This is a genomic window from Nocardiopsis salina YIM 90010, from assembly GCF_000341025.1.
Classification (GTDB): Bacteria; Actinomycetota; Actinomycetes; order Streptosporangiales; family Streptosporangiaceae; genus Nocardiopsis; species Nocardiopsis salina.
The window spans coordinates 24050-33280 of record NZ_ANBF01000095.1; the positions used below are offsets into that span (position 1 = coordinate 24050).

8 protein-coding genes and 1 pseudogene are annotated in these 9231 nt (G+C 70.5%); 3 read left to right on the forward strand and 6 right to left on the reverse strand.

All coding sequences use genetic code 11. The features are described from left to right. Nucleotides 1-18: 18 nt before the first annotated feature. Together tesB and D474_RS0110685 are read right to left on the reverse strand one after the other, a co-directional pair. On the reverse strand, nucleotides 19-921 hold the full coding sequence (gene tesB / locus D474_RS0110680; RefSeq protein WP_017613566.1) for an acyl-CoA thioesterase II: 903 nt from the start codon (nucleotides 919-921) through the stop codon (nucleotides 19-21). Next, nucleotides 914-3031, reverse strand: a complete 2118-nt coding sequence (locus tag D474_RS0110685; protein ID WP_017613567.1) for an ATP-dependent DNA helicase UvrD2 — start codon at nucleotides 3029-3031, stop codon at nucleotides 914-916. Before D474_RS0110685 ends, tesB begins: the two co-directional genes overlap by 8 nt. Nucleotides 3032-3304: 273 nt before the next feature. Here D474_RS0110685 and D474_RS0110690 point away from each other — a divergent pair, with 273 nt between their 5' ends. Both D474_RS0110690 and D474_RS0110695 read left to right on the forward strand, forming a co-directional pair. Then, a complete protein-coding gene (locus D474_RS0110690) occupies nucleotides 3305-3574 on the forward strand; it encodes a mycoredoxin (RefSeq protein WP_017613568.1) in 270 nt (89 codons plus the stop codon). A 159-nt stretch (nucleotides 3575-3733) separates the two neighbouring features. Continuing rightward, nucleotides 3734-4180 carry an ANTAR domain-containing protein gene (locus D474_RS0110695; protein ID WP_026118365.1) on the forward strand — a complete coding sequence of 149 codons (447 nt, stop codon included), beginning with the start codon at nucleotides 3734-3736 and terminating at the stop codon, nucleotides 4178-4180. An 85-nt stretch (nucleotides 4181-4265) separates the two neighbouring features. On the opposite strand, the gene nudC is transcribed toward D474_RS0110695, so the two are convergent. Then, the gene (gene nudC, locus D474_RS0110700; RefSeq protein WP_017613570.1) at nucleotides 4266-5225 is read right to left on the reverse strand and encodes an NAD(+) diphosphatase; all 960 of its coding nucleotides are present in this window, start codon (nucleotides 5223-5225) and stop codon (nucleotides 4266-4268) included. 173 nt (nucleotides 5226-5398) lie between these two features. Further along, nucleotides 5399-6775 carry a dipeptidase gene (locus D474_RS0110705; RefSeq protein WP_017613571.1) on the reverse strand — a complete coding sequence of 459 codons (1377 nt, stop codon included), beginning with the start codon at nucleotides 6773-6775 and terminating at the stop codon, nucleotides 5399-5401. Nucleotides 6776-6951: 176 nt separating this feature from the next. On the opposite strand from D474_RS0110705, the gene D474_RS28270 reads away from it, so the two are divergent. Further along, nucleotides 6952-7803 (forward strand): transposase, encoded by an 852-nt coding sequence (locus D474_RS28270; RefSeq protein WP_083931788.1) that lies wholly within the window; start codon nucleotides 6952-6954, stop codon nucleotides 7801-7803. A 133-nt stretch (nucleotides 7804-7936) separates the two neighbouring features. On the opposite strand, the gene D474_RS0110715 is transcribed toward D474_RS28270, so the two are convergent. Beyond that, nucleotides 7937-8968, reverse strand: a complete 1032-nt coding sequence (locus tag D474_RS0110715) for a 2-aminoethylphosphonate ABC transporter substrate-binding protein (RefSeq protein ID WP_017613573.1) — start codon at nucleotides 8966-8968, stop codon at nucleotides 7937-7939. Nucleotides 8969-8984: 16 nt separating this feature from the next. Next, a pseudogene (locus D474_RS0110720) lies at nucleotides 8985-9231 on the reverse strand (ABC transporter permease); the annotation flags it as partial.

Genomic DNA, 9231 nt, shown 5'->3' on the forward strand with positions numbered 1-9231 from the left:
CCTCACGTGGGGTGTCGGTCACGCCCGGGCGTCCTCCCAGCCCTCGGCGTCGACCACGCGGATGAGGCCTTCCTGCACCACCGAGCACACGAGCTCACCGTCGCGGGTGTAGACGAGCCCGCGCGCCAGGCCGCGCCCTCCCTTGGCGCTCGGGGTCTCCTGCGCGTAGAGCAGCCATTCGTCGGCACGGAAGGGCCTGTGGAACCACATCGCATGGTCGAGGCTGGCCATCGAGATCCCCGCGAACGAACGTCCGTGCCGCAGGAGCACGGTGTCGAGCAGGGTCAGGTCGGACGCGTAGGTCATCATGCAGACCTGCGTGAGCCGGTCGTCCGGGAGCTTGCCGTCGACCTTGAGCCAGACCGGGTTGGTGGCGGTGCGCAGGTCCGGGTCTCGTTCGGCCTCGTAGGAGAGCGGACCGACCGGGCGCATCTCGATGGGGTGCCAGCGTACGAACCCGGGCACCTTTCCGAACTCTGCACGCAGGCGGTCGCGGGTGCTGGGCAGTTCCTCGGGCGGGGGCACGTCCGGCATCGGCAGCTGGTGGTCGAGCCCGGGTTCTTCCTTGTGGAAGGAGGCGGACAGCGTGAAGATCGCCTTGCCGTGCTGGATCGCCACGACCCTGCGGGTGGTGAACGAACGGCCGTCCCGCACCCGGTCCACGTCGTAGACGATGGGCACGTCGGGGTCGCCGGGACGGATGAAGTAGGCGTGCAGGGAGTGCACGTGGCGTTCCTCGGGCACCGTGCGCCCGGCAGCGACCAGCGCCTGGCCTGCCACGAGCCCGCCGAACACACGTTGGGGCCCTTCCGAGGGGCTGTTCCCCCGGAAGATGTTGACCTCGATGCGTTCGAGGTCGAGGACACCGAGCAGGTCGTCCAGCGACGGCCCCCAGTCGGCCGGTCCGGTGGGGTCAGTCATCGGTCGTGTCCTCCATGTCTGCGGTGTGCGCTTCGACCAGGGCCTCAGGGTCGGCTCCGCGAACCAGGGCCAGCACCGCTTCACCGTAGCGACCACGCTTCTGCGCCCCCACACCGGACACGGTGGAGAGCTGTTCCAGGCTGTTGGGCTCCTGCTCGGCGATGGCCTGGAGGGTGGCGTCGGTGAAGACGACGTAGGCGGGAACGGACTGCGCGCGGGATGTCAGCCGACGCCAGTGGCGCATGCGTTCCAGCAGGGCCTCGTCGTAGGTGGAGGGGCAGTCGGCGCAGCGTCCGAGCTTGCGGTCGGCGGCCTCGGTGAGGGCGACCCCGCACACCCGGCAGCGCACCACACGGTTGCTACGGCGTTCCCTGCGCGCTCCGGTGGTGGGCGAGGCGGGGCGCAGGCCGTCGAGGAAGCGCGAGGGTTTGCGGGTGCGGCGTCCGCCCGGTGAGCGCGACAGCGACCAGGACATCGACAGGTGTTCGCGTGCGCGGGTCACACCGACGTAGAAGAGGCGGCGTTCCTCCTCGATCTGCTCGTCGGTCTCGGCGTAGATGATCGGCATCATGCCCTCGTGGAGGCCGCACATGAATACCGCGTCCCACTCCAGACCCTTGGCGGAGTGCAGGGACGCGATGGTCACCCCCTCGAACCCGGGCGCGTGCTCGGTGGCCATGCGGGCCTCGAGCTCCTCCAGGAAGTGCGCCATGGTGACGCGGTTGCCAGCGGTGGCGACCATGTCCTCGGCGAGCTGGGCGAGGGCGGACAGCGATTCCCAGCGTTCGCGGGCCTGGCGTCCTTCGGGGGCACTCTCGGTGAGGCCCAGCTGGGTGAGCAGGTGCCGCACGCCGGACACGAGCTCCTCCCCCGCGTCGTCGGCGGCGCCGTGGCGGGCCCCGCGCAGCAGGTGAACGGCCTCGCGGATCTCGGGGCGTTCGAAGAAGCGGGCGGTGCCGCGCACGGTGAAGGGGACGCCCTCGTCGGCGAGGGCCTGTTCGTAGGCGGCCGACTGCGAGTTGGTGCGCACCAGCACGGCGATCTCGCTCGCCGGCACACCGCCGCTGTCCATGAGCACCCGGATCTTGCGGGCGACGCCGGTGGCCTCGGCGGGCTCGTCGTCGTACTCCTGGTAGAGCGGGTCGGGGCCGTCCGGGCGCTGCGCCCGCAGGGTCAGGTGGCTGCCCGCGGCCGTACCTCGGGCCTGGGAGATGACGTGGTTGGCCACGCGCACCACCTGCGGGGTCGAGCGGTAGTCGCGGACCAGTTCGACCACGGTGGCGTGGGGGTGGCCGACCGCGAACCCGGTGAGGTAGCCGGGGGTGGCGCCGGCGAAGGAGTAGATGGTCTGGCTGGGATCGCCGACCACGCAAAGGTCGTCGCGATCGCCCAGCCAGGCATCCAGGAGGAGCTTCTGCAGCGGGTTGACGTCCTGGAACTCGTCGACCACGAAGTAGCGGTACTGGCCGCGCACCTTCTGCGCGATACCGGGATCGGCGTTGATCATGCCCGCGGTGAGCTCGAGCATCGACTCGAAATCGAGGAGGTTGCGTTCGCGGCAGAGGTCCTCGTAGGCCTCGAACACACGGGAGACCTCCTGGGGGGAGGACGTCGGGGTTTCGCGCCCGACCTTGGCGACCGCCTTCTCGTAATCGGTGGGGCGGACCTGGGTGACCTTGGCCCACTCGATCTCACTGGCGAGGTCGCGCAGCCCGGTGCGGTCGGGCTGGAGACCCACCATGTGCGCGGCCTGCGCGACGGCCTTGATCTTGCTGTCGATGAGGGTGGGTTTCTCGCCTCCGACGGCGTCGGCCCAGAAATAGGAGAGCTGGCGCAGCGCCGCGGAGTGGAACGTCCGCGCCTGCACCCGGGGGGCTCCCAGTGTCCGCAACCGGCCACGCATCTCCCCCGCCGCTCGGGCCGTGAAGGTGACCGCCAGGACCTGCTGCTCGGCCACGACCCCGCTCGCGACGGCGTGGGCGATCCGGTGCGTGATGGCGCGGGTCTTGCCGGTTCCCGCGCCCGCGAGCACACACACGGGGCCGCGCAGGGCGCGTGCCACCTGGGTCTGCTCCGGGTCGAGTCCCTCCAGGACGCGGTCGGGGTCCATGGTGCTCCTGCGTGTGGTCGGGGCTGCTGCGGGCGACGGCAGCGCGGTCCCCAGGAGTGTCCCGGAGGGACGGCTGCGCGTGCTGAGGAGACAGTCTCTCAAGTATCGGTGCCTACGGAGAGCGGATCGGTACGGGGGCATTTGCACCCGGGTCGAACCAGATCGCCTTGTGATGCGTCCCACGTGGTGTCGCGTGGCCGCGGGAAGCCGCCGAACCCGCCCGGTGTTGGGACGGGGGACGGAAGCGATCCCCGACCTCGAGACGGAAAAGACATGAGTGAGATGACGAACACGGACACCCAGCAGTTCACGATGTACACCACCCCCTGGTGCGGCTACTGCAAGCGGCTCAAGAGCCAGTTGTCCCGGGAGGGGATCACGGGCCGCGAGGTGGACATCGAACAGGACCCGGGGGCCGCGGACCACGTCATGAAGGTCAACGGTGGGAACGCGACCGTCCCCACGCTGGTCTTCGCCGACGACACGGCCATGACCAATCCGTCCCTCGCTCAGGTGAAGCAGAAATTGGTCGAGCTGTCGTAGTCGGGCCCCGGTCGGCCGGCGGCACCCTCCCCCGGGTGCTCCGGCCGACCGGAGCACGGGCCGTGCCTCCCACGGCTCCCCGGCCGGCGACGGCGAGCCGCGGGCGGGCGGNCGGCTCTCGACGAAGACGGAAGACGGGGAGTGGAGTTGGGCAACGACATGAGGCCTCACGACATAGCCGCCGGCCACCCGGTGGACACCGACGTGGTGCGACGCACCCCGACCGGTTGGCGGGTCGAGGGCGGCCCGGAGGTTCCGGACCTCATCAGCGCAATGGTGCTGGCCGACCTGATCGACAGCGAGGCCGGTTCCCCCCGGCCACGCACGCAGGCGCCCGGGCGCGCACCCGAGGGCGCGTCCGAGGTGGAACGCCTGCGGCACACGATCTCCCAGTTGGAGCATGCGCTGCACTCGCGTGTGGTGGTCGAGCAGGCCATCGGTGTGCTGGCGGAGCGGCACACGATGCCGACACGGGAGGCGTTCGAACGGCTGCGTTCGTCGGCGCGCTCACGCGGGCGCAAGGTCGCCGACCTGGCCCGGGACGTGGTGGAGAGCAGCAACAGCCCCCTGACCGCGCTCCCCGACGAACTGGGCGTGGGCCCCTGAACCACCGGGGCCCTGTTACCAGGGTCGGCTCCGACCGCTGCTCCAGTGGCAAGAAGCGTCCCCGGAGGGGACCCGCACCGGTCCTTCACCAGCCTCCGGGGAGCTCTCCTCCGTACCAGTGCTCGATGAGGGTGTGGGCGATGGAGACCGGCCCGGGCAGCCGCACGTGCCCGCCGTGCACGGCTTCGGCGAGCTCGCCGCGGGTGAACCAGCGCAGCTCGCCGATCTCGTCGTCGGTGCGTTCGGTCTCGCCGACCGCGCGGACGGTGTAGCCCATCATGAGGCTGCGCGGGAAGGGCCAGGGCTGCGAGGCCAGGTAGCGGGGGTCCGTCACGAGGATCCCCGCTTCTTCGGCGACCTCGCGCGCGACGGCCTGCTCCAGGGACTCCCCCGCGTCGACGAATCCGGCCAGGACGGAGTAGCGCTGCGCGTCCCACCTGGGGTTGTTGCCGAGCAGGACCTCCTCGCGGCCGGCGTTCTCTCTGTGTACGAGCATGATGACGGCCGGGTCGGTGCGCGGGTACTGCTCGTCCCCGTCGCGTTCGCACACGCGCAGGTGTCCGGCTGTGGCGAGCCGGGTCGGCCCGCCGCAGCGGGGGCAGAACCGGTGGGGGGCGTTCCAGTTGGCGAGGGCGACGGCGCGGGTGAGGAGCCCGGTGTCGCGGTCGCCCAGGAGCGCGCCCACCTCGCCGAGGGTCGCGGCGGCCGTTCCTGCGGGTTCTTTGAGGGGATCGGGGCTGCGGACACCGAAGTAGGCGGTCCCGTTCTCCGCACCGAGGAAGTACCGCTCGCCTTCGGGAGCCCCCTCGGGTGCGGTCAGGGCCAGGCGGCAGGGGCCCTCGGTGGTGACGAGGGAGCGTGTACGGCGGGGCGAGGGGGTGCTCCAGCCGCGGCTGTCGGGCGGGCCGCCGTCCAGGGCGAGAACGCGGGTGGAGGGGTCGGACCACGCCCTGTCGAGCCACTCGGGGTCGGCCCTTCTGTGTCCGGCCGGGTCGATGGTGGCTCGGGCCAGCGAGGGGGTCGGATCGGTTGCGTCGGTTGCCATGGCTCCTTCGTCCCGGATCGGTCGCGGGGCGCCTGGTCGGGGCGCCCCTCGTGGTCCACTCCTGGCACAACAGTGTGGCGCCCCCGGGCATGCCCGCGTGAGGCGGTGCGCGGGGGCACACGGGTCCCGGTCCGGTCGTACCGGGACCCGGCGGAATCCGACCAGGATCCGGTTCAGGAGCGCTCGGCGATCTCGCGCCACAGGTGGGCGGCGCTCTCGGCGCCCTTGAGCAGGAGCGGGACCTCGACCTTCTCGTTGGGCGCGTGGATCTGGTCCTCGTCCAGGCCCACGGCGACGAAGACGAGCGGGGCATCGAGGATCTCGGCGATGTCGGCCTCCGGTCCGCTGCCGCCCTCGCGGGTGAGGAGGACCTCCTTGCCGAAGGCCTGTTCCATGGCCGAGCGGGCGGCCTTGAGCGCGGTGGAGTCCAGGTCGGAGGCGCAGGCGCGGGTCCCAGGGCCGCTGAAGTGGGTCTCGGCGCGCAGTCCGGCAGGGGTGTGCGCGTCGACGAACTCCTGGACGCCCTGCTGGACCGCCACCGGGTCCTGGCCGGGGACGAGGCGGAAACTGACCTTGGCGTGGGCGGAGGCGGGGACGATGGTCTTGCGGCCCTCGCCGATGTGCCCGCCCCACATGCCGTTGATCTCGGCTGTCGGGCGGAGCCAGACGCGCTCCAGGGTGCTGTGGCCCTCCTCGCCCCAGGTCGCGGAGGAGGCGGCGGTGTCCAACCATTCCTTCTCGTCGAAGGGCAGGCGGGCGATGAGTTCGCGCTCCTCGTCGGAGGCCTCGACGACGCCGTCGTAGAAGCCGGGCACGGTGATGTGGTTGTCGTCGTCGTGCAGGGCGGACAGAAGGTCCGACATGCCCTGGAGGGGGTTGGGGACGGCGCCGCCGAAGGAGCCGCTGTGCAGGTCGCGGTCGGGGCCGTACAGGTCGATCTGGAGGTCGGTCACCCCGCGCATGCCGACACACATCGAGGGGACGTCGGCGGACCACATCGTGGTGTCGGAGATGACCACGGTGTCGCAGGCCAGGCGGTCGCGGTTGGCGCGCATGAGGTCGGCGAAGTGCACCGACCCGGACTCCTCCTCGCCCTCGATGAGCATCTTGATCGTCACCGGAGGGGCCTCGGAGCCGGAGGAGGCCAGCGCGGCCTTCACTCCCAGCGCGTGGAAGAGCACCTGGCCCTTGTCGTCGGAGGCACCGCGGGCGTAGAGGGAGCTTCCGCGCAGGGTCGGGGTGAAGGGGTCGGTCTCCCAGGCCTCGACGGGGTCGACCGGCTGGACGTCGTGGTGGCCGTAGACCAGAACTGTCGGCGCTTCGGGGTCGGCCGCCGGCCACTCGGCGAAGACGGTGGGAAGGCCGGGGGTCTCCCACACCTCGACGGACGGGAAGCCCGTTGCGCGGAGGTGTTCGGCGAGCCAGTTCGCGGAGGTGCGTACGTCCTCGTGGTGTTCGGGGTCGGAGGAGATCGAGGGGATCCTCAGCCACTCGTCGAGGGAGGAGAGGAAGTCGTCCCGGTGGGCCTCGATGTAGGAGCGCGCGTCCATCCGTGTGTCCTTCTGTCGACGTCCTTGTCCGGTATGACACTAGAGCGCGCGCTGCCCGGCCGCACCACCGGGCTCGTCCCTGGGCCGCGGTGCGCATCGCAACCCTGGTGCCCGAACAGGGGCAGCGGTTGGTGGCGAACAGGGGGCAACGAAAATCAGACAGGTTGTAGTTGGGGATGAGGGTGGGGGTTGGGGGTGGTGGTTGCCGGGGTGCTGACACCAGCAGCGGCGAGACCACCTACGCCCGCGATCTGGTACCCAGCGCGGGGCCGGGAGAGCTCGTGCTGGCCGACCGCAACTTCGCCACCCAGGCCCTGATCCAAGCCATCAACGCCACCGGGGCGCAGCTACTGATCCGGACCAAGAACAGCCGCGTGCTGCCCGTGCTGCACCGGCTGGACGAGGGCTCCTACCTGTCCCGTCTGGGCCCGGTGCAGGTGCGCGTGATCGACTGCGAGATCACCGTGGCCACCGACCAAGGCCACAGCAGGACCGGATACCGGTTGGTCACGACTCTGCTCGATGCCCGCCGTTACCCGGCCGCGGGCCTGGTCGAGCTCTACCACCAGCGGTGGGAGATCGAGACCGCCTACCTTCAGCTCAAGTCCACGCTGCTGGGCGGGCGCGTGCTGCGCTCGCGCAAACCGGAGGGCCTCATCCAGGAGCTCTACGCGCTGCTGGTGACCTATCAGGCGCTGCGGTTGGCCATGGCCGATGCCACCGGGGCCCGCTCGGGCCTGGACCCGGACCGGGACGGTTTCACCGTGGCGTTGAACGCCGCCCGGGACGAGCTCATCAAGGCTGCGGGCGTGATCACAGGCACGGTGGTGGATCTGCTGGGAACCATCGGCCGACAGGTCCTGGCCCAGCTGTTGCCGGACCGGCGGGTACGGACCCGGGCGCGTGTGGTCAAACGAGCTCTGTCCAAGTACAACGCCAAAGGCATCGTCGACCGGGCCAGTTATCGGGCCACGATCAGCATCGAGGTGCTATGGGCCGGGCCCTTGACAGTACGCCAAAACCCTTAACTGAACGGCATTGGGGCTACGATCCCGACCCCCGACGAACCACCACCCCCGAGGCAACACCACACAACACCCCAGCCCCCAGAACACCCGCCGGAACCCCTGGCAACCACCTCTCCCATCCCCGACAAACCCCTCAGCTGTCGGTCGCCTCGCGCCAGGCGTCCAGGTAACCCGGCAGTTCCTCCTCCACCTCGTCCCAGTCGGGCTCGAAGACCTCCACGCCGTCCATGATCTCCTCGAGCGCCTCGGCGTCCTCCCCCGTGGCCTCGACGTCGTCGCGTGCAGGGAAACCGCCGGCCTCGGAGGGCACCCTTGACTGCGCCTCCTCCGACAACAGGAAGTCGATCAACGCCTGCCCGTTCCCGCTGTCCGGCGCGCCCTCGAGCAACCCCGCGGTGTAGGGCAGCGCGAACGTGGTCGGTTCGCCGCCCTCCCGGGCCGGGAACCAGAGCTCGAGGTTGGGCATGGTGCGGCTCTGGTCGTAGTTCATCTGCACGTCGCCGTTGGCCACGAGCAACTCGCCCTTGTCGACCTTGGGCCCCAGCGCTCCGGTCGAGGACGAGGGGCCGACGTTGTTGGCCTGCAGTTCGCCGAGGTAGTCCATCGCGGGTTCGAGACCGCCGAACTGCTCCATCGCCTGGATGAGCACGGCGGTCCCGTCGCCGGCCACCCCGGGTGTGGAGTACTGCAGCCGGCCCTCGTACTCAGGGTCCAGCAGGTCCTCCCACGTCTCGGGCGGCTCGTCGAGCTCCTCGGAGTTGTGCACGAACGCGAAGTAGTTGTCGACGACGGTGGTCCAGGCACCGTCGGGGTCCCGCGTGGCCACCTGTTCGGCGCCCTCCGGCTCATATTGCTGCAGGAGCCCGGCGTTGTCGGCCTGCTGGATGAATGGCGGCAGAGTGAGCAGCACGTCGGCCTGAGGGTTGGAGCTCTCCCGCTCGGCGCGCTGCACCATCTCGCCGGATCCGCCCTCGACGTACTGGACCATGACCCCGGTCTCCTCCTCGAACTCTTCGAAGAGCTGGTCCAGCCAACCACCACCGTCGACGTCGCTGAGCCCGTCGGCGGCGTAGACGGTGATGGTCTCGGCGGGTTCGGTGATGCCGCACCCCGTGAGGGCGAGCGCGGCGGTCAGGGTGAGGGGCGCCAGGGTTCGGACGCGCATGGTCTCCTCCTGAGGATCAACGGTGCCCGGCGCGGGTGCGCACCAGGGAGAGGGCGAACATGACGAGCAGGGTGGTGGACATGAGCACCACCGCGAAGGCGGAGCCTGTGAACAGCGCCCCGCGGTCGGTGGCGGCGAAGATCCGCACCGGGAGGGGGGTCCAGTCCGGCGGGTAGAGCATCATCGTTGCGCTGAGCTCGCCCATGGACAGGGCGAAGCAGAGCCCGGCCGCGCCGCTCAGCGACGGCAGCAGCAGCGGCAGG